A 20,708-nucleotide genomic window follows, 5' to 3' on the forward strand; every position below is an offset into this window, starting at 1 on the left:
TCTGTTTATTCAAGAAAGAAGCCTATTCGTTCTCAAACCAAGACATAAATAAAGTTAACAAATTGTATCAAAATGAATGAATTTGTTTCATTACGTTTCAATTTGTTTCAATATTCAAACTTTTTATCTTTCTCCATAAAGTCGTCCGACTCATCCCTAACTCAAAAGCAGCTTTTCCTTTGTTAAAATTCACCTTTATTAACGTTTGAACAATTCTTTCACGCTCGGATAAATGTATCCCAGGTGATATATCCATCTCTTCGTTTTGTTCCGAAAGAAGTATTTTCTTATTACTATTATTCGGAAAATACATTTCGATATCGTACACATCAATTAACTTGTTCTTATAAAGAGCGCATAATCGCTCACAAAAATTTTGCAATTGGCGAATATTCCCTTCCCAATTCCCTTCACTTAGCTTTTTCATGGCAGTTTCCGTAATCTTGATTTGTTTCTGGTCCGAATGACCTTTCCGAATAAAAGCATTCACCAATAACGGAATATCTTCTCTGCGATCCCGAAGTGGAGGCAATACAAGGTCCAGCACGCTCAAGCGATAATAAAGATCCTCCCGAAAGTCATTACTCTTTACCATTTGCATGAGGTCTTTGTTCGTTGCCGACACTATTCTCACATCAACAGGGATTACTTTATCATCACCGATGCGCATGATTTCACGCTCCTGCAGGACACGCAGCAGCCGGCTTTGCATTTTTGGGGAGATTTCTCCTATTTCATCCAAAAAAATCGTACCTCTATGAGCAAGTTCAAAAAATCCTTGCTTTCCGCCTTTCATGGCTCCCGTGAAAGCACCTTCTGCATATCCGAAAAGCTCACTTTCCAATAAATTTTCGGGAAGCGCTGCGCAATTAATGGCAACAAATGGGTTATTTTTCCGATTGCTATGATTATGTATGCTTTGGGCGAATATTTCCTTGCCCGTTCCAGTTTCTCCAATTATAAGAATGTTTGAATCCACTTCACTATAACGTTGAGCTGTTTCAATCGTCCTCTTGATTTCCGAACTCCGATACAATATATCATCAAATGTGTACTTTGCCACATGTCCGCGTGAATGAAGCTTTCTAAAGAACTTCCCTTCCATCTCCTGAATGCGGGTAACATCTTGAAAGGCGACCATATCCCCCACTTTTTTACCTTTTAAAAATATCCCGACCTTTTTTACCGATAATTGAATGGATTGGTAAGCAACGGTATCTTTTTCGTATTCATCGTCGCTTAAAAGCATATTACGAAATGTTCCGGGCTTTATTATATCGTATACAGAATTTCCAATTAAGCTCCCCTTGGAAATGGCTAATATCTCCTGAGCGGCCGTATTGAATACGGATATTTGTCCTTTTAAATCTATTGCAATAACCCCTTCATAGGCATAATTAAGAATCGTTTGGTAACGCTTGGTCTTCTCCTGTTCCCTTCTGCTGACAAGAGCTACCCTTTTCGCCTCAATCAACGCCTGCCGAAATGATTCCTTTCCAGTATCAACCAGAATGGCCCCCAACCCTATCTCTTCAGCATATTTACAGGTACTTAACCCACTTAACACAACCTCACAGCCATCTCTGACGGCTAAATCCACTAAACTGACTGAGGACTCGATATCATTTAATATATAGGACTGAATTGGCAAATCGACGATATCCGAAAGGTTTTCCACGCCATAAATCATATTCAAAGCTCCTATGACGGCCACTTTTTTACTGCCGAAACGTGCCTTGCAATCATGCAGGGAACGAATGAGGTCAATGCCCTGCACAGGAATATCAACGATAGGAATGGATTCATTGCATTCTTTTAATAGTTTCGTGATTAATCCCCTTGAGATGATTACATCGGCATCAAGCTTCAACTTCCCAATCTTATCGGCATCCTCAACTACCTCCTCTAAAACAAACTTCACTGAAACGTTACCACCGTTTTCCGATTCTTCCAACTTGTTGAACTCCTCAAATCTTTCAAAAGCATCCGTAATATACCCTTTTCGGGGAACAACGAGTTTTATTTTTATCAAAATACCCACCTCCAGCGTAAAATCAATTTGGCTTATTGGATGTAAGCTCTGGCAACCTGTTATTCTAGCCCAGGTCAAATAAGGACGAGATATAATAAAGGTAGCTAATACGCCGCAAAAGTTTTCATTTAAAGCCGCGCTAAGAAAAGTAATGGCCATAAGTACGCTTGAGGTTATTTCTGCATTTTATTAAGATTTTTCATTTTGAAAAATAAAAAACCCTGTTATCCTGGGTTTTTAAGGATTCCGATTGATATTAATTATTACAAAAAGAATGGACATTCAAATCATCTCATTTAAACTTACTTTTCATTACTAGAGAACGATTTTTAATATCAACATCATCATAATGATCCTTATGGTGAAATTGATATGTCTCTTTAATTTCTTAAAGCGGCTTCCATCTACGTTATTTTCCATAATTCCCCTTCCTTTCACGCTAACAGGACTATATTCCTTTTATTCTTCATACAAATGTGGAATTCCTTTTGATTTTATCGTTAGTGACAATAAAATTAGCCTACAAACAGATTAACCCCGTTCAAGAATCCTGAACGGGGTTTATCAATAAATAAGAGCTGTTTATTTTTGAGTTTTTATGGAGTTTAGGTCTCAAACATCATAAGTCTGTTCATTCAAGGTGGTTTTACTTACGAACTTAAAAAGGATCGGCGATGACAAGGATTTTCCCTGCCTTAATATCCTCTAGATATTGATCGACTTCGGCTTCCTCCAGTCCAATGTCCAATAATGGCTTTCTCAATCCGCCTGCTCCCGATGCTGCCCCGGCTGCGGCTCCGCCAAATGTGGTGAAAATCGGACCCGCTGCCAATATCGGACCTATTCCTGGTACGGCCAATGCACTCATTCCAATAAGCAGGCCTGTCAATCCGACAGCTCCGCCGGCTGCTGCCCCGGCTACTAATCCATCAGTTTTTGCCGGGCTGACTTCCTCTGCTTCAGTTGGTAATTTATCGATGTTTTTTGCCACTACTGATATTTGATCGGATGTATATCCTTGTTCCTTTAAATTTTTGACTGCTGAAGTCGCTTCATTTTCATTATCATATATTGCTATAAACCTCTTGTCCATGGTATCTGCTCCTTTAAAAGTAATGTATTGTACAATACCCTTAATTGAGGTTTAATAACCTTCCATGAAAGAAATGAATTCTATTCCCGGATTTGCCCCTGGCCGTATATGAAGTACTTGCTTGATGTTAAGGCAGGTAAACCCATTGGTCCGCGTGCATGCAGCTTTTGAGTGGAAATGCCGATTTCTGCGCCATAACCGAATTCAAAGCCGTCGGTAAAACGGGTGGAAGCATTGTGATAAACGGCTGCGGCATCCACTTTATTCAAAAATGCGTAAGCATTTTGTTCATCCCTCGTTAGGATTGCTTCAGAATGCTTGGAACCGTATCGGTTTATGTGATCAATGGCATCGGATACACCTTTTACAGTTTTCACGCTGAGTTTTAAAGCCAGGTACTCAGTTGACCAATCTTCCTCCGTAGCCGTTTTCGCTCTCGGAAAGGAGCTGCAAACCGCTTCATCTCCATATAATTCAATACCCTTTTCTTCCAGGAGTTCCAGAATACGCACTCCATTTTCTTCAAACCATTTTTCATGGATCAGAAGCCCTTCAATGGCATTGCATACGGATGGTCGCTGAGTTTTACCGTTTAAGACAATTTTCTCGACCATCGTGATATCTGCGGTCTGATCGATGAAGATATGGCAATTGCCTGCTCCTGTTTCAAGGACGGGGACAGTGGACTCCTTAATCACCGTTTCAATTAAGTTCTTTCCGCCGCGTGGAATCAAGACATCTAAATAGTCATTTAGATGAAAAAGTTCCTTAGCGGTTTCACGACTCGTATCCTCGATCAACTGAACAGCTTCTACAGGGATTTCCGTATTCTCCAATGCTTTATGAATGGAAGAGACTAGTGCGATATTGGAGTATTTGGCTGACGAGCTGCCTCTTAAGATGACAGCATTCCCCGTTTTCAAGGATAATGTAGCTGCATCGATGGTCACATTCGGCCTTGCTTCATAAATCATTCCGATTACCCCGATAGGCACCCGTTGTTTTTTAATCAATAAACCATTCTCTTTTTCAATCGTTTCCAATCGTTCCCCAATCGGATCATTTAAATCGATTAAAAGCATAATGGCCGCTGCCATGTCATCAATACGGTTACCATTCAACATAATTCGATCTAAGATAGACTCGCTGAGACCTTTTTTCCTGCCATCTTCCAGATCCTTTTGGTTTTCCTTTATCAAAAAATCTTTATCGATAATAAGTTGTTTAGCAATTTTCCCAAGAGCCTCATTCTTTTTTTCCGTACTCAATCCGATTAGCTGATAACTGGCTTTTTTGGCTGCCTTTCCTTTCGCCGTCACTTCACTCATTTCTAAATTCCCCCTTTTTTCTTGAAATTGATTTTTTATGCTTTCACCCATTTATCGCGATGAATAACTTCTATGGAAGTGATTATAAGCTCGGATGTCCTCTTTCCCATCGCCTGTTTTAATTCTTCGTCGGAATAAAGGACCTCACCCCGCCCTAATAACCCATTTGCACCAAAGACTTCGACAACATCACCCTTATTGAAGACTCCTTTAATTTCATAAATTCCAGCTGGCAGCAGACTGCTTCCATTTGAAACTAAGGCCCTTTCGGCACCTTCATCAACGAAAATTTTCCCGGATACTTTTGAATGAAGGGATATCCATTGTTTGTTTTTCGTTACCATCGCCATGTCTTCATTCCCTATATATGTGCCATCACCATTGCCTTCAAGGATAGTTAGAAGTTTATCACTCCCCAAACCAGATCCGATGAATACTTTCACCCCTAGTGACAATGCCGTTTGCGCTGCAATCAGCTTCGATTTCATCCCACCGGTTCCGACATTAGATCCTGCACCTTCTGCCATTTGCAATAAATCATCCGTAACTTCGGATAATTCATCAAATCGTTTCGCCCCTGGATTTGTCTGTGGATTGGAATCATAGAGCCCATTAATGTCCGTTAATATGATCAAGTTCGTGGCATGGACTAACCCGCTTACCAAGGCGGATAGCATATCATTATCACCAAAAGTCAACTCCTCGACCGATACTGTATCATTTTCATTTATGATCGGAAGGATGCCGCGTTCAAGCAATTCCATCAATGTGGCATATGCATTTTTATATCGATCTTTTTTCGAGAAATCTTTCCTTGTTAATAAAATCTGCGCCGGAACGATTCCAAAATGCCCCAATTGTTCCATATACGATTGAATCAATAGGCTTTGACCTACAGCTGCAGCAGCTTGTTTTCCTTTGAGAGTGATAGGTCGCGTAGGGTAGCCAAGCTTGCGAAAACCTGTCGCTACAGCACCTGATGAAACAAGGACAACTTCATGTCCGGCTTTCCTTAAAGCTGCCACTGCCTGGATATGATCGGAAAATTTATTCTGGTCGATTTCACCTTGTGTGTTGGTCAAAGAACTACTTCCTATCTTTACAACGATGCGTTTCTTTTCCATCGATTACTTCCTCCAATAAATATCTAAGACATGAAAAAAAGCCCTTTTCATCCTCGAAATAAGGACGAAAAGGGCTGCTCTCCGTGGTACCACCTTCATTGAATGCAAATTCATGCATTCCACTTTGCCTGATAACGCCAGGATTTGCGCCTATGGTTTGCATAGGACTCAAGAAGCAGGTTCAGCGCATTCCTGTCGCGGGCCTTCCAGCAAATGACTCCGCTCTCTGTCACAGTGATTCTCGCATACTAATCTTCTCTCAACGTTCATTGTTTTAATATAGTATGCAAAATTATCTGCTTGATGTCAATAACATTCCTTCGATGAATGAACCTTATAGCGCCATGGCCGGGCCGAAGAATTCATAGTGGATTTTATCCGTATCTACCTCAAGCTCTTTCAGGTAAGTGATGATGGCCTTCATGAAAGGCACAGGGCCGCACACATAATAATCAGCTTCAGGTTTAACAATACTGCTCAATAATTCCTTATCTACATACCCTTGCTTTGCAAAATTCGGCAGGTTCTTATCATCCTCACTCGGGTTTTTAAAGACAAAGGATAATTGATAGTTGGTAAGTTTGTGTCCTAGTTCTGTCAGTTCCATTCTGAACGGCTGTAAATGGCCATTATCGGTTGCATGAATGAATTGTACATCACGCTCAGGTGTCTTTTCAGCCAACGCATGTACCATGCTCATGAAAGGCGTTATGCCAACGCCTCCGCTCAAGAATACTGCCGGTGTTCGTTTATCCAAGTCGATGGTGAAATCACCTGCAGGAGCCGTTACGTCAATACTGTCACCCATCTGAATGGATTCATGCAAGTAGTTAGAGACCCTTCCATCAGGAGAGGTTCCCGGCTTTTCTTTTTTAACGGAAATACGGAAATAATCTTTTCCCGGAACATCAGATAAACTATACTGACGGTTGAATAAATGAGATTCACCCGGTATCTCGATCCGAACGGTAATATATTGTCCTGGAAGAAATGCCGGAACCTGATTTCCATCTGATGGCTTTAGATAAAAGGATGTGATTACGTCACTTTCACGTACTTTTTCCACCACTGTGAATCGTTTGAAATCAGACCATCCGCCGACCTGATTGGAAGCTTCGTCGTACATTTCCTTTTCGATGCTGATGAAAACATCCGCAATGACTCCGTACGCCTCTCCCCAAGCTTGAAGGATTTCTTCTGTAGCCGAATCTTGTAACACTTCTTTGATTGCGCCTAATAGGTGTTCACCAACAATCGGATAATGTTCGGCTTTGACTGCAAGGCTTCTATGTTTTTGTGCTATTTGCTTCACGGCAGGTAAAATCGTTTCAAGTTGATCTATATATTTAGCTGCTGCCAATACCGTGTTGGCAAGTGCAGTTTGCTGGCGCCCCTTTTTTTGATTGGCATGATTGAAAACATTTAATAATTCAGGATGTGCTTCGAAAAGATTTTTATAGAATACAGTTGTGATAGTTGTACCATGCACTTCTAATACAGGTACGGTTGATTTTATAATATCGATAGTTTTCTGGGATAGCATAGGTAAACCTCTTTTCATAAACAAGTATTTTGAATACATGTTTATATTAGAACTTAAATGCATTAAAAGCAATATTTTTTATACATCTTTTCAGATAATAAGTTTTCATGTTTATAAAATGTTCACATTTATGATATAGTCAAATGGGGATAGAATGTGAGGCGATAAACATGAGGTTGACGAGTTATTCCGATTACTCACTTAGAGTGTTGATTTACCTGGCTACCCACGACCAAAGCAAATTATCAAATATCAAAGAGATTTCTGAAGTATATCAACTGTCTAAAAATCATTTGATGAAAATTGTTCATAATCTAGGTAAATTAGGCTATATTGAGACGATACGTGGAAGAAATGGCGGTTTCCGGCTTGCAAAATCACCCGCTGAAATAAATGTAGGGGAACTTGTGCGGAGAACCGAAGAAGATTTTTATCTAGTGGAATGTTTTAAAGATCACGATAACTGTGTGATTTCTCCCGTTTGTTCATTGAAATTTGTCCTTAACAATGCCTTGGATGCTTTTCTTCAAGTCCTTGATCAATATACGATTGCAGACTTCAGCGAAAATAAAGTGATGCTCAAAACCTATTTTGATTCGGTAAAGCAGAATGACGAAAAGCCCGATTTTTTATAATCGGGCTTTTTTCCATTAACCGATGATTCATTCGATTTTCCATTCGTAAATCTATGATCTCTGTACCGGTTTTCAATAAAGCTTTATGGGGATTGTATGGATCGATCATGATGATCGTCCCGAATCGTCCATTGGTTAGCATGACTTCTTTTCCTACCAACGTGGACATTAATCGGCTTACAAGCTCCATTAGGATCTCAGGATTGAATTTACTGACCATATCCCTGTTCATTTGCTCAATCACCTTATAAAACGGCATGGCCTGATGATGATGACATCGCATGGAATACGTCGGCTATAGCGACGATTTTCGCATGAAGATGGATATCCTTTCCACTCTTCCCTTGAGGATAGCCTTGCCCATCTTCCCGTTCATGGTGCTGGAGGGCTGTTAATGCAATCGATGGTGGGATTCCAGGGATATTTTTAAGTAATTCATATCCATAAATGGCATGGCGTTTCATATCTTCATATTCTGCCTCATTCAGTTTACCCGGTTTTTCCACTATATTATCCGAAATCCTTGTTTTCCCCACATCATGCAGCATGGCTGCCAAAGTCAGGGCTGAAAGGTTTTCTTTGGATAATCCAAGCTTCATCCCTAGATAAGTGGCGATTATCCCGACACCTATATTATGCCGATACGTGTACTCGTGATCTGCATGCGGCTCATCGAAAAGGGAATAAATATCAGGGTTCATTGCAGCTTCTGCAATGACAGGTGCAACTTTTGCTTTAATCAATACAATCTTTTCAAGCTGTATTTTTCCTTCTTTACGTATATCTTGAAAGATGTTTTTCAAATGAAGCGAAGCTTCGTTGATTCTATCCTGAATATTTACGTTAGGTTGTACATGTTCTACCCTTAAAGCAAATGCATCTTTTTTCAATTCTTCCCTTATGAAATCATTTTGGGGTATGGTAAGAGGCTGTTTCACATGCTTCCCTCTTCTATTTTTTATTGCTCTCACACTTTTCTCTATTTTTTATCTGTAATACCATATCCTTCTTTCTCTTGTGTCTTAATGAAAGCAATTAAGTTCGGTCACTAAGTTCATTGCCGAGCTGTTTTAGTTTTTCACCAACCGTGCATTCTGAAATACAGAACTGATGGGCATACGTACGCCCATTCTCTTTTCGAAAATGCTTTCTTAAAAAACAATCTTGGCAAAATGAAGCGAGAACATCTTCCACTTCTTCATATATTTTTTTCCTGTTCATTGTTGTTATGGCTCCTTTGACCCAGCAATTTCTATTTTACTGAAAATGGCCTTTCCCTGCAGTGCAAGTGTGGCCAGGCGATCGGCTTCCTGGTTTTCCTTTCGAGAAATCGGCTTGCAGACAGGAATGATCTTTAATTTATCCAATTTCGCTTCAATGCGGTCCAGCCATTTATTTAAGTTTTCTTCCATACAGGGCCATTCACCGGAAAGTTGATTTAAGACGACGAGAGAATCACCTTTAAAGACACAGCTTTGATGGTGGATTCCAAGTTCGTCCATCTGCCTGACCGCTTCATGAAAAGCCGCATATTCAGCTTCATTATTGGATTCGAATTGCTCCAATTTCACATTGGTGCGTAACCGCAAGAACTTCTTTCCTTGACGATAATAAATGGCAACACCAATTCCTGCCACCTTTTCATCTTTTTGAAAACCTCCATCAAAGAAGACCGTCACATCCTGCGGTTCTTCCTCAATTTCCGTCAGGAGTTTCTTTAACTCCTTCTTGTTCCATGTTGTATCGAATTCATCCTTGAATTCCACTTCTTTCAGCCTTCCTGCCTTTTCAAGATCTTCTGTAATGACCAGTGCAGTCCCGGCATCAAGCCAATCCGAAACGAAATCGGCAGATGGTTTTTTTGAAGCTTGATATGTCCATTGCATAATTACCTTCAAAGATTTCCAGCTCCTTATCCATTCACGATTCATGCAGAACAGCTTACAATTTTCATACCTTTTTTTCGTCATACCCTTTATAATATATTGTAAGCATTTTAATCACTCTTTTTAATTATAGTTCCCATATCAGCCTGAAATTCTCATGTTTCAATCTTAATTTTAAAGGAACGTTATTATATCGAACATTTAAACAGTTAAACTCGAGGAGGAGCACATCTTGATCGAAGTGTATATTGATGGTGCCAGTGCGGGCAATCCAGGGCCTAGCGGTGCAGGTGTTTTCATAAATAATAACGGTGTGGTCGAGAGGCATTCCTTTCCGCTTGGGAATATGGAAAACCATGAAGCGGAGTACCATGCCTTAATCAAAGCATTGGAGATTTGTGTGGCCAATGAGTATCAAGTCGTTTCTTTTCGTACAGACTCCCAAGCCATCAACCAAGCCATTGAAAAAAGATTTGCAAAAAATAAGTATGCCCTTTTGCTGGAACGGGCGTTAAAGCTTTCCGACGAGCTTGATTTATTTTTCATGAAATGGATTCCAAATATCGAAAATAAGTCCGCGGATGAGTTGGCGAGACGGGCCATTCGCTTGAATAAGGCTGAGGAAAATCATGAACAAGACAGCTGATTTTTCATTATTATTCGTTGTATTCATCTGGGGCGTCACTTTTGTCATGGTCCAAAATGCGCTATCTTTTCTTGACCCCTTCACGTTTAATGCCGTCCGTTTTTTCATGGCGTTCGTATTCTTGCTCATCCCTTATTTATTTACTCTACACAAAAAGGGGAAAAACGGGAGCAAAGGCCTTTTTAAAGCTGGGTTTCACATTGGTGTATGGCTTTTTCTCGGCTATGGACTTCAAACGATCGGATTGAATTATACAACACCTGCCAAGACTGGCTTTATAACAGGATTAAGTGTTGTCATGGTACCTGTTTTTTCCCTGCTGCTATTAAAGCATAGGCTTTCCCGCAATACAATAATAGGTGTCGCAGCCGCAACCATCGGACTTTATTTAATGACTTTCGCTGACCGCTCCAATTTGAATATCGGTGATTTGCTGGTATTTTTGTGTGCAATCAGTTTTGCCATGCAAATCATCACTACCGCTAAATATGCCAAGACCCTTCCCGCTTTACCGCTGACGTTGATTCAGGTTTCCACCGTATCTTTATTATCATTTGTTTCAGCTTTCATTTTCAAAGAGAATCATTCCGTCATCTTCAGCTCAGAGGTCATGTTACAGAGAGATGTATGGACTGCTTTGTTGGTTACGGCAGCCCTTGCCACGGCCTTCGCCTTTTTCGCACAAACCTTCTTCCAAGCCTATACGACACCTACAAGAGTGGCGCTGATCTTTTCAATGGAACCGGTTTTTGCAGCGTTATCCTCATACATATTGATAGGGGAAAAATTAACTTCCGCTTCCATCATCGGCTGCGCATTCATATTCTTGGGAATGATTTTTGCAGAACTGCCTGTTAAGAAAAAGAAACCGGTGACACAGGGGTTTTCTTGAAAAGCCCAAAATAAATCGGACTTCCAGTTACGAAGTCCGATTTATTTAAGTAGCCCCTGTTCTTTTGCAAACGATACCGCTGCACTACGCGTTTCAATGCCATTTTGTTTTAAATTTTCCAAAAAGGAGATATAAAAGCTGCCATCAAAATTCTTTTGTACCTTTAATGTCAACTCTATTGCTGCATTGACTAAAATATCACTTGCATCCGTGTAGCGCTTACCAAAATAAATAAAACCAATTGCGTCATTACCAAAAGTGAATCCCTTACCCTCTAAAAAACTAACATACTCTTCAGTTGATTTCGCCACTTGCTCATCCACTCCATACTTCATGCCTTATTTTCATCTTACCGTATATCAAAGAATTTGACTATCCATTTTTCGACAAAAAAATCATCGTACAAAATAAAGGACCGATGTCCCGGACTGTACAATTTGAACGTTGATTGGAACTAGGGCACTCGCTTTCCGCGGGCGGTCCGCCTGCGGGGTCTCCCTTCGACTCGCGGGCTAGTAGATCCCCAAATTCTTAAATTCAGGCGAAAATTTAAAGGGAATTTCAAAAGGGGGAGCCCCCATTAGGAAGCTCCCCCTTGTTAGATTAGATCATGCGCAGTAATGTCCTGAATTCATGATCCCTAGCCAGGTTTTTGACCTTTTCGCGATCATACTGATAAACCGCATCGTCCAAAGGACATGAAATTGGTACATCGCATTTTATTTCTGCTAGCTTTCTGGATAAATGAAGCATATCGACAGCGGATTCAATTTTAGCCCGTTGCCCATTCGTCAATGAAGCAACATTTTCAAGAATGCCTTCGATACTTTGATACTGTATCAATAATTTCAACGCTGTCTTCTCCCCAATTCCTTTAACTCCGGGATAGTTATCAGCTGTATCACCCATTAAAGCTTTTAAATCGATCATTTGCCTTGGTGTAATCCCTTTCCACTCAAAAAAGCTATCGGGATTATGCACCTCATAGTTACCATACCCTTTTTTTAATAATAGTACGGAAATGTTTTCCTCTATTAACTGAAGCATATCTTGATCGCCAGTCAATATACCCACTCGGCTATGCTGTGCAGATGCTTTGGCAATTGTTCCGATACAGTCATCCGCCTCATAACCAGATAGTCCTATGTTAGGGATATCGAATGCTTCAACCGCTTTTTTCGCTAAGTCGAATTGAGGGATCATTTCGACTGGAGCTTCTGATCGGTTCGCCTTGTATCCATCAAATAATTCATTTCTGAAAGTCTTGCTGCCCATATCCCAGCATACCGCTACATGACTGGGTGAAAAGTGATTCACCGCCGTCAGCATATGCTTCAAAAAACCTTGAACGGCATTGGTCGGGATGCCTTTGGAGTTAATCATGAATTGACCAGTAACGGCCGTTGCATAAAAAGCTCTAAATAAAAGCGCCATTCCATCGACAAGCATAAAGGATGGATGCTGCTCATTTTCTTTCATTAACACATTATCACCTCTATCATGATGTACTTCCATTTTAACATAACTGTCCCTTTTTTTAAGGATCGTTTAATTGGAAAAAATATTATTCAATTGGATTATCATCATACGATATCCAGTCACTGAAACTGCCAATATAAATCTTTACATCTTTAAAGCCCGCTTCTTTCAGGGCGATATAATTGGGTGAGGCCGTTACACCTGAACCGCAGTACACAATGATTTCCTTATCTTTACCGATGCTTGTAAAATTCGACTGAAGATCTTCCTTCTTTTTAAAATAGCCATTTTCCAGAACGTTCGTCCACACCTTATTTACTGCACCAGGTATATGGCCGGCTTTTTTATCAATTGGCTCCTCGATTCCCTCGTAGCGCTTAGATTCCCGTGAATCCATTAATACGATATCGTCAGGTCTATTCAAAGTGTAATCCTTCACTTTTCGAAAAGATGCAAAAACGTGTTCATTTAAATCGATACGATATTCGGTTGGCCTATAATTCATTTGAATCGAGTCAATCGGATAGCCCGCATCCCTCCAGGCGCGGTATCCCCCGTTCAGGACAAAGACTTTCTGATGCCCAAGGTAGCTTAGCAACCAGACAAACCTGGAAGCAAAAGAACCTTCCCCGCCATCATAAGCGATAAGTACAGTATCGTTGGTGATTCCATTTGATTCCAGTTTATCTTTAATGGTTTCCAGGTCAGGAAGAGGATGTCTTCCGCCATGATCTTGAACCTGACCAGATAAGTCCTTTTCAAGATCGAAATAAACAGCGCCTAAAATATGGTCTTTTTTGTAATCATTATACCCTGCATCAGGAGAGCCTAGTTGAAAGCGGCAGTCACAAATTCTGATATCTTTAGAATTCAACAACGGCAACAGCTCTTCTTTTTCGATTATAAAACTCATCTCATATCCCCCTATTCCAAAATGGCCCAAATCAATTCATTAAGTTCCATTTCCATGTTCTTCCCTTGATGTAGCCTAGTTATCTCATTCTTTATGGAAAGTGATTTCCCTTCTATTAGCGAAAGATTATTTTCACTTTCATTGTTGCTTATACATTCTTCCATTTGTTTTGCTTTAAATATCCGGATCATCCTGTTTTTCATTCCTTGGTCCATTGAAACCGAATCAAGTAATTCCCATACCGATAATGGTGGCAGCGAACCCCGTTGGAAGATATATTCAAGGGTTAAATACGAACGGTATACTTGTACCCATATTTTTAGCTCTTTTCTTTCGGAACCCCTTGTTTTTGACAATTGTTGAAGATTGTCGCTCATCATCCGATAGTAATGGTGCCCCAGTGCCTTTTTGGAATAGCAATCCGCTATCAAACCAGTCATCTTCCTATAATAATCCGGATGGGTTATCAACCTGATAGGTGACTGAAACAATTCAAATAGAGCAGGGTTACTCTTTAAGGTAAGTCGGGATGATTTAAAGAGATCCCAGCCTTCCATGTCGAATAGGCCTTCTTTCACTTGAATGACTTCAACTGGCTGACTCAAGCTCAAGTATGATCGCTTATCATTATGAACATATATAAACCGAACATCGAAATCCGATTGGACCGATGATAAACCAAAAGAATGGCTGCCAGTAACAGCAGCCATCAATATCGTTATATCCTCATTCTTTTCCAGGTATCTCAAGCGTGAAATAAGGTTTTCTTTCATGAATGAACCTCGTTTCTATTTCGAATGCATTTTAGCCAATTCCGCTACAGCATTTTCATAATACGGTAAATCAACCGTTTCCTCCAATGCTGCACGTAAACCTGCAAAGATATCCGATACTTCCGTCTTAAACTCTTTTTGAATCGCGAGTAGCTCTTGATCGAGGACTTCATTATACATTTCGTAAATCCGCTCACCCTGTTCTTTTGCATATATAAGGGCAGGTTCATCCAAACGCTTCTGAAGACCTTCGCTCATTTTCGCTTTTTCATTCTTTTCAAAGAAAGATTTTGGATTCTTGAATAATGCCAATTCCTTTTTGAATTCCCCTGTATCCAATTGGGCAAAAGCTCCAGTGAATTCAAGGGATTCCCTCTCATTGGGTTCATATGGCTGTAATGAAAGGGTTCTTCTTATTTTTTGCATTTGCTGAAGCAAACTGCCCTGTTTCTCATTCAGTAATTTATTTACGAACATTTCCGTCCTTAAAGCCGTTGCCCGCATTTCCTGGGCAAGGTCAAAGCCTAACGCATCCAATAAGTTCTTCATCGATTGCTTGAGGACAATTTTCAGATCGCCTCCATCATCTTTTAAAACAGCTGGATTGAACGATTCTTTGAAGAAATCATTAAACCGGAAGAAGACCCGTTGTTTACTATAGAAAGTCAATTCGTCTATCTCTTTTTTCAACCGTTGCTTTTCGGCATCCCCTTTAATGACTGAAAGGAGTTCCGAAATGGCCTGTGACTCATGAGAAAGTGTCTCCAGGGCTTTTCGTTTCGCTTTCTCATCCTGTCTGGAAGCTGTAATTACATCTCGTAGCAATTCTTCGGTTCTTTTTACAGCCGCTTGAGCCGATTCAATCGCAAGTCCAGTTAAATCGTTTTCTATGAAAGAATCGAATTGGCCTTGGAATTCCATGATTCCGCTATTAGGAAGGAATGAATGCTTAAACGAACCAGGCGTTTGTTTTTCCATCAACGCCCCCTTACTCGTAAGCGGGAACAGTTTTGGAAAACGGATACCGAATCCATTCAATTGATCTGTGACATAATCCATCACTTCGTCCAATTCGTCAGTCGTTTGTGCCAGGTCGACGGCATTTACGATGAAAAACATCTTATCCATAGCAAAAGAATCTTTCACACGTCCAAGCTGTATCAGGAACTCCCTGTCTGCCCGGGAAAATGGATGATTATAATAAGTCACAAATAGGATGGCGTCCGAATTCTTAATATATTCGAAAGCTGCTCCAGTATGGCGTGCATTAATCGAATCGGCACCAGGTGTGTCAACAAGGACCATCCCCTGCTTTGTCATTTCACAGTCATAACGCAATTCGATCAGATCAACAAGACATGACTTGGACTCTTCCGCAGCAAACCGTTTAAATCCTTCAAGGTCTACCGTAACCACATTTCCTAAATCATTTTGGTACTCGGGAAGCCCTTGATGAAACGCCCTAAGAAACGATAAGTGCGTTTTACCCTTATCAACTTCCCCTGCCTTCGCAATGATTTGCCCTGCTAGTTGAAGTGCTTCATCCAGAGTCTTTGCCGATTTATCAAAAGCTGCCAATGCCAGGCTTACATCTTCCAACAGCATCGCTTCGGTCTTTAATTTGACGGTTGCCGTTCCATGTGGATGCTCAGCGTCCGAAGACATGATTTTGTTGATTGCGGCAGTTGTCGGATTTGGTGAGACAGGAAGGACGCTTTCTCCCATCAAAGCATTGGCAAAGGAAGACTTACCCGCACTGAATGCACCGAAGAGGGCAACCGTAAACGTCTGTTGTTCCAAGCGATTTGCCTTCTCTTTCAGTTCTTTATAAAGCGATTGAAACCCTCTCAGAGGTTGGATCAGCTCGGCCGCCTGTTTTAAACTCGCTGCAGTTTCCACCAGCTTTTCTTTTCCGCGTAAATCAGTAGCATCAGATGAAGAAACAGTCACGGAAGGTACAGCATCCGTGATTTCTTTAACATGATCACTTACAGATTGTTCGTTGACGGACCTTGAATTACTTACTTTATCGGTTGTCATGATTTTGACTGTAATATTATTTTCCTCTTCATTCCATTCAGTTAACAGCATATCGATTTCACGCTCATCGACCAATGATTCAGTTTGATGGGCAATGGCCTCTAAACGTTCCGTTTGGTACTCGATTTCCGCGTTCATCGCAGCAGTAACTTTAAGGGCTTCCGCAAATTCAGAAAAACCTTCAAGTTCCTTATCGATGGACATGGACTGCTGTTCCACTATTCCTTCCATAACGGTAACCATATCATTCAAAAATCCTTCTGACACATCACGTGCTTTCTTTTTGATGGCTGATGCCAGATCATTCGTATAGTTTAAAACGTATTCACCCGTAATATCGACTTGAGGCTTCAAAGAGTTTTTTATGTAAGATTCCGTTACCTCGATCTGAAGTGCCTGAGCCTTACTTTCAAGTGTTGAATCATGGATTTCCGCTTGATTAAGCGTTTTAACCGCCAGTTCTTTAAGATGCCATTCAAGCTGGGTTTTCACCTTTTCTTGCAGATCGCTCAAGAACGCCTTAATACGTGCCTCACGTTCGGCATCCGTTTTTTTCTTGGCAAATAATAGACCCATTTTAAAGTCCGGCTGAGCCGATTCCAAGAATGATTTACCTAGGTCCCGTGTTGCAGCCGGCATGATGTATGCGCCTTTTAAAATGGTTTCCAATGCATCGGCATACTGGCCCTTGATTTCCTCTATGCGTCCAGTCAATGATTTTTTTTCTTTCAATAGGCTGTCCACCTGATTGGTCAGGTGTATCCGCTCTTCATGAGGCAGTTCTGATAATACTTCAATATCATCGGCATGTTCCTCTTCATACTGCTCCTTCAGCCAATTAAGATGTCTTTCGACAAGGGCATTAGCCGATTGCATGATGGCATCCTTCCCATCATTTAAACCTTTGCCCGCCATTTCATATATGAATTGCTTGACCACTTCTATTTCATTTTCGGAATTGTTCAAGTCTCTTACGGATGTATAAAAAATACCATCAGGATATACATTCCAGTTCGCAAAAGCTTCAGAAACGGAAAGCTTGAAGTCTTGAAATCCAAGCTCCTTTTCATCATGCTTATCGATCATATTGATAATTAAGTATGTCGGTTTTTCAGCCTCCAACAATTCTTTCGTGAATAGGAAGTTCACTTCTGATTGGACGTGATTGTAGTCCATGACATAAAAGACGACATCAGCTAGATGCAGGGCAGATTCCGTAGAAACTCTATGTGCATCGTCTGTCGAATCGATTCCTGGCGTATCCATGATCGCACATGAATCCGGCAGTGAAAAATCATTGGAACTTATCGTTATTGCCGATACTGAATCTCCATCCTTGGCAAATTTCTTGACCTCTTTAAAATCATAAGGTGCAGGAAATAAGACTGGTGGCTCATGATGGTAAAAGACTTTGGCATAGTCTTCCCCTTTTTGTACCTTTACCGTATTTGCACTCGTAGGAATCGGACTTGAAGGCAATACTTGATCACCAAGGAGAAAGTTGATCATACTAGATTTCCCCGCTGAAAAATGCCCGCAAAAAGCAATGATGAACTCCTCATTATTCACTTTCATGATTAACTGTTTCATTTTATCTGCATTGCCTGTATCACCTGCCGATTGAAATTTCTCATACATGGCAGTCAAAATTCCCAATTTGGACTGTTGCTTTAATGTTTCTTGAATCATGAATCCATACCCCTTAATCTATCGTCATTTTGATATTCTTATTGTAAACGATTTCGTTTGTTATTCATACCGTCAGCTTTATTTTTACTATATGATTCATTACAGGCCATGTTCAAAAAAAAACCACCAATTGGTGGATTCGCGCAATTTGATCCTATTGTTGGAATGCAAAAAAAAAACCAGGATGTTTACCTGGTTGTTGGGGTGGGGTTAAAAGCAGCTCGGTTTTCCATTGGTGACCCGGTATAAGGTTTTACTGCCTTTGCCGGTTTTTGAATATTATTCAATACATGTTTCATCACAAAACCATATGTAGCGATTGTCAATAAAATGAATACCCAAACCATTACCAACACCATCCTCTTTTATATTGATTAGATTTTAGTTTTTTAATTAAAATAAATGATTGAAATCCGAATGAGAATAATTTTCATCTTCATTTAGAATCTTATCACGAACGATAATCATTTTCAATAAGTAATTAAATTTTTTTATTATTCTCCCTTAAAAACCGTAGAATATTCCGTGTGTTCCTTTAATGCCTTCTCTTCCAGTGGAATTCTTACCATCATCATCCAAACATTCAATAAACTAAAGATGATAGCAGTATAATATGCATTGAATAATAAGGAAATAACTAAAATCTCAGTTGCCACTATGATATAGTTCGGATGTTTGAAAAATTTATAAGGACCTTTAATGACTACATCGGCATCAGGAACCACTATGATTTTTGTATTCCAATGTTTTCCCAATGAACGGATTACCCAAATCCTTCCTGACTGCGCAATTAGAAAAAGGGTCAGCCAAATCGGCCAAAGTCCAGATATATCCCTTTCAAGGGCGACCACTTCAATAATGAGAACAATAAAAAAACTAAGATGCATCAGAACCATCCATTTGTAATGGGACTCACCGTATTCTATTGCTCCTCCGGCTTTCAACTGTTTTTCATTTTGTTTGGCGATATATAATTCAACAAGGCGCTGTATAGCGATCAAAATAATGAAAATGGCGAAGATCATCACTTCCACCTCATTAACACAAGTTCAGATGAAAACCCAGGCCCCAATGCAGCAGCCAGGCCCACCTCACCTTTATTCCCGCCCCGCTGCATGAACCTCTCCAGAACGTACAAAATAGTTGCTGAGGACATATTGCCGAATTCACGCAATACGCTCATTGACTCTCCCGTCATGCTTTCATCGAACCCGAGGGCTTCGTGATAAGCATCAATTACTTTCTTGCCTCCAGGATGAGCGATGAAATCTTTTACATCGTTTAGATCGAATCCATTCTCCATTAAGAACTCTTGAACATTCGGTTTAAGCCAATCCTTGATGATTGTAGGGATATCTTTCGAAAAAATCACGTATAACCCTTGATCTTTAACATCCCACCCCATTACATCCAATGAATCCGGCATGAGCGTCGATTGCGAATCCAAAAAATGCAAATGTCTTACTTTTTTTGAGAACTGTTCACTCGGCACTTCATCACCGCAAACCAAAACACAGCTTACTCCGTCGGAAAATAGGGAAGTCCCAATTAAATTGCTTTTGGAGATATCATTCCTTTGAAATGTCAGACTGCATAACTCCACGCTTAAAACAATGACCTTCGCAGTCGGGTATGCTTGGCAATATTCAAAAGCACGTGATAGGCCACTCGCTCCCCCTGCACAGCCAAGCCCCCAAATCGGAATCCTTTTAGCATGCGGGTTAAATGTTAGTTCATTCATTATCCTGGCATCAATGGTCGGGGTGGCAATCCCCGTGCTTGAGATAAAGAAGAAAGCATCTAGCTCGTTTGCCTGCAGTCCTTCTTTTAAAAATTCTGTGTTGGCTAAGCATTTTTCTATAGCTTCTTTCCCAAATTTGATTGCCTGCTGTATATATAAATCATTCCGATCGGCAAAAGAATGATCCTCTTTAAACCAATCGAGATCATTTGAAAAATATCTATTTTCCACTTGTCCATTTTTAAAGGCCTTTAGTAACCGTTCTATATTCTTAAATGATGCTCCAAATATTTCTCTCGAAAATTCCATGATTTTTTCTTGTGAAAGCAAATGTGGCAGTTTTACATGAGATGCAGATAATAAATACGGCATGATTCCACCCCTAAATATTCATGATATGGTTAATATACCCACCATGACACCAATTATGCTTTATAGCTAAATGGTGATATGTATAGGCATTTAACAATTTTTTTCTTTTCTTCTAAATACTCAGGCAAAAAGGACTGCGTAATACTATAAAACGGAAAGTACAACAATACAAGCGGAGGAACATCTTCCACGAATATCACCTTTCATGCAAATAAGGACGCTAATGCATTCCTGTACGAAAGGCTGACTTATGAGGTACGGCTTTTGAATGTCCAAAGAGAAACATGATGGGCAATGGCGATAAAATGGCGAGGTACTCTTCATATCACCTTAATAATCGATATGTATACACGATATAATAAAACCCCCTTACCTATAATTTGGTAAGGGGGCGCTTTCAGTCATCTTTCTTTACTGAAGATTGATTTTGCACTTGTATAATAATGTTTTGAAACTCCTCTTTTCCACACACACTGCACCTATACTCCTGGCTTAGTATGGTCCTGCAATGAATACAATATT

Annotated in this window: 20 protein-coding genes; 3 read left to right on the top strand and 17 right to left on the bottom strand. The window is 40.3% G+C overall.

Annotated elements, in window-relative coordinates:
• Positions 1-97 precede the first annotated feature (97 nt).
• The 5 genes from AC0VX1_RS15945 to hmpA form a co-directional block, all read right to left on the bottom strand.
• The gene (locus AC0VX1_RS15945) at positions 98-2,032 is read right to left on the bottom strand and encodes a sigma 54-interacting transcriptional regulator (RefSeq protein ID WP_475467918.1); all 1,935 of its coding nucleotides are present in this window, start codon (positions 2,030-2,032) and stop codon (positions 98-100) included.
• A 658-nt stretch (positions 2,033-2,690) separates the two neighbouring features.
• Positions 2,691-3,125, bottom strand: a complete 435-nt coding sequence (locus tag AC0VX1_RS15950) for a general stress protein (RefSeq protein WP_095679369.1) — start codon at positions 3,123-3,125, stop codon at positions 2,691-2,693.
• Between the two features lie 80 nt (positions 3,126-3,205).
• Entirely contained in the window at positions 3,206-4,453 is a 1,248-nt protein-coding gene (locus tag AC0VX1_RS15955; RefSeq protein WP_413010227.1) for a glutamate-5-semialdehyde dehydrogenase, read from the bottom strand.
• A 35-nt stretch (positions 4,454-4,488) separates the two neighbouring features.
• The gene (gene proB / locus AC0VX1_RS15960; RefSeq protein WP_413000952.1) at positions 4,489-5,577 is read right to left on the bottom strand and encodes a glutamate 5-kinase; all 1,089 of its coding nucleotides are present in this window, start codon (positions 5,575-5,577) and stop codon (positions 4,489-4,491) included.
• 334 nt (positions 5,578-5,911) lie between these two features.
• Positions 5,912-7,120 (bottom strand): NO-inducible flavohemoprotein, encoded by a 1,209-nt coding sequence (hmpA, locus tag AC0VX1_RS15965; protein WP_475467920.1) that lies wholly within the window; start codon positions 7,118-7,120, stop codon positions 5,912-5,914.
• Between the two features lie 170 nt (positions 7,121-7,290).
• Here hmpA and AC0VX1_RS15970 point away from each other — a divergent pair, with 170 nt between their 5' ends.
• Positions 7,291-7,755 (top strand): RrF2 family transcriptional regulator, encoded by a 465-nt coding sequence (locus AC0VX1_RS15970; protein ID WP_063593973.1) that lies wholly within the window; start codon positions 7,291-7,293, stop codon positions 7,753-7,755.
• Here the strand turns inward: AC0VX1_RS15970 and AC0VX1_RS15975 are convergent.
• From AC0VX1_RS15975 to AC0VX1_RS15990, 4 genes are all read right to left on the bottom strand, one after another.
• A complete protein-coding gene (locus AC0VX1_RS15975) occupies positions 7,700-7,987 on the bottom strand; it encodes a hypothetical protein (RefSeq protein ID WP_475467921.1) in 288 nt (95 codons plus the stop codon). The two genes, AC0VX1_RS15970 and AC0VX1_RS15975, sit on opposite strands and share 56 nt — an antisense overlap.
• Before the next feature lie 13 nt (positions 7,988-8,000).
• The gene (locus AC0VX1_RS15980) at positions 8,001-8,693 is read right to left on the bottom strand and encodes an HD-GYP domain-containing protein (protein WP_475467923.1); all 693 of its coding nucleotides are present in this window, start codon (positions 8,691-8,693) and stop codon (positions 8,001-8,003) included.
• Positions 8,694-8,790: 97 nt separating this feature from the next.
• Entirely contained in the window at positions 8,791-8,976 is a 186-nt protein-coding gene (locus tag AC0VX1_RS15985) for a zinc-finger domain-containing protein (protein ID WP_475467924.1), read from the bottom strand.
• 5 nt (positions 8,977-8,981) lie between these two features.
• Positions 8,982-9,653 (bottom strand): reverse transcriptase-like protein, encoded by a 672-nt coding sequence (locus AC0VX1_RS15990; RefSeq protein ID WP_222619895.1) that lies wholly within the window; start codon positions 9,651-9,653, stop codon positions 8,982-8,984.
• Between the two features lie 220 nt (positions 9,654-9,873).
• Here AC0VX1_RS15990 and AC0VX1_RS15995 point away from each other — a divergent pair, with 220 nt between their 5' ends.
• Positions 9,874-10,287 carry a reverse transcriptase-like protein gene (locus AC0VX1_RS15995; protein WP_063575784.1) on the top strand — a complete coding sequence of 138 codons (414 nt, stop codon included), beginning with the start codon at positions 9,874-9,876 and terminating at the stop codon, positions 10,285-10,287.
• A complete protein-coding gene (locus AC0VX1_RS16000) occupies positions 10,271-11,179 on the top strand; it encodes a DMT family transporter (RefSeq protein ID WP_063575783.1) in 909 nt (302 codons plus the stop codon). Before AC0VX1_RS15995 ends, AC0VX1_RS16000 begins: the two co-directional genes overlap by 17 nt.
• A gap of 41 nt (positions 11,180-11,220) precedes the next feature.
• Here the strand turns inward: AC0VX1_RS16000 and AC0VX1_RS16005 are convergent, their stop codons facing one another.
• From AC0VX1_RS16005 to AC0VX1_RS16040, 8 genes are all read right to left on the bottom strand, one after another.
• The gene (locus AC0VX1_RS16005) at positions 11,221-11,514 is read right to left on the bottom strand and encodes a DUF6123 family protein (RefSeq protein ID WP_057277834.1); all 294 of its coding nucleotides are present in this window, start codon (positions 11,512-11,514) and stop codon (positions 11,221-11,223) included.
• 268 nt (positions 11,515-11,782) lie between these two features.
• On the bottom strand, positions 11,783-12,658 hold the full coding sequence (locus AC0VX1_RS16010; RefSeq protein ID WP_057277833.1) for a 5'-3' exonuclease: 876 nt from the start codon (positions 12,656-12,658) through the stop codon (positions 11,783-11,785).
• A gap of 85 nt (positions 12,659-12,743) precedes the next feature.
• Positions 12,744-13,571, bottom strand: coding sequence for a sulfurtransferase (locus AC0VX1_RS16015; protein WP_475467927.1), 828 nt, complete (start codon positions 13,569-13,571; stop codon positions 12,744-12,746).
• An 11-nt stretch (positions 13,572-13,582) separates the two neighbouring features.
• The gene (locus tag AC0VX1_RS16020; protein ID WP_413022510.1) at positions 13,583-14,344 is read right to left on the bottom strand and encodes a nucleotidyltransferase domain-containing protein; all 762 of its coding nucleotides are present in this window, start codon (positions 14,342-14,344) and stop codon (positions 13,583-13,585) included.
• Between the two features lie 15 nt (positions 14,345-14,359).
• Entirely contained in the window at positions 14,360-18,073 is a 3,714-nt protein-coding gene (locus AC0VX1_RS16025) for a dynamin family protein (RefSeq protein WP_475467929.1), read from the bottom strand.
• Positions 18,074-18,261: 188 nt separating this feature from the next.
• The gene (locus AC0VX1_RS16030; RefSeq protein WP_186442078.1) at positions 18,262-18,420 is read right to left on the bottom strand and encodes a hypothetical protein; all 159 of its coding nucleotides are present in this window, start codon (positions 18,418-18,420) and stop codon (positions 18,262-18,264) included.
• Between the two features lie 147 nt (positions 18,421-18,567).
• The gene (locus AC0VX1_RS16035) at positions 18,568-19,098 is read right to left on the bottom strand and encodes an isoprenylcysteine carboxyl methyltransferase family protein (RefSeq protein ID WP_063575780.1); all 531 of its coding nucleotides are present in this window, start codon (positions 19,096-19,098) and stop codon (positions 18,568-18,570) included.
• Entirely contained in the window at positions 19,098-20,186 is a 1,089-nt protein-coding gene (locus tag AC0VX1_RS16040; protein WP_475467931.1) for a type III polyketide synthase, read from the bottom strand. The genes AC0VX1_RS16035 and AC0VX1_RS16040 overlap by 1 nt, the downstream gene beginning before the upstream one ends.
• Positions 20,187-20,708 lie beyond the last annotated feature (522 nt).

It is taken from the genome of Peribacillus sp. QJM3NY_7, from assembly GCF_056173225.1.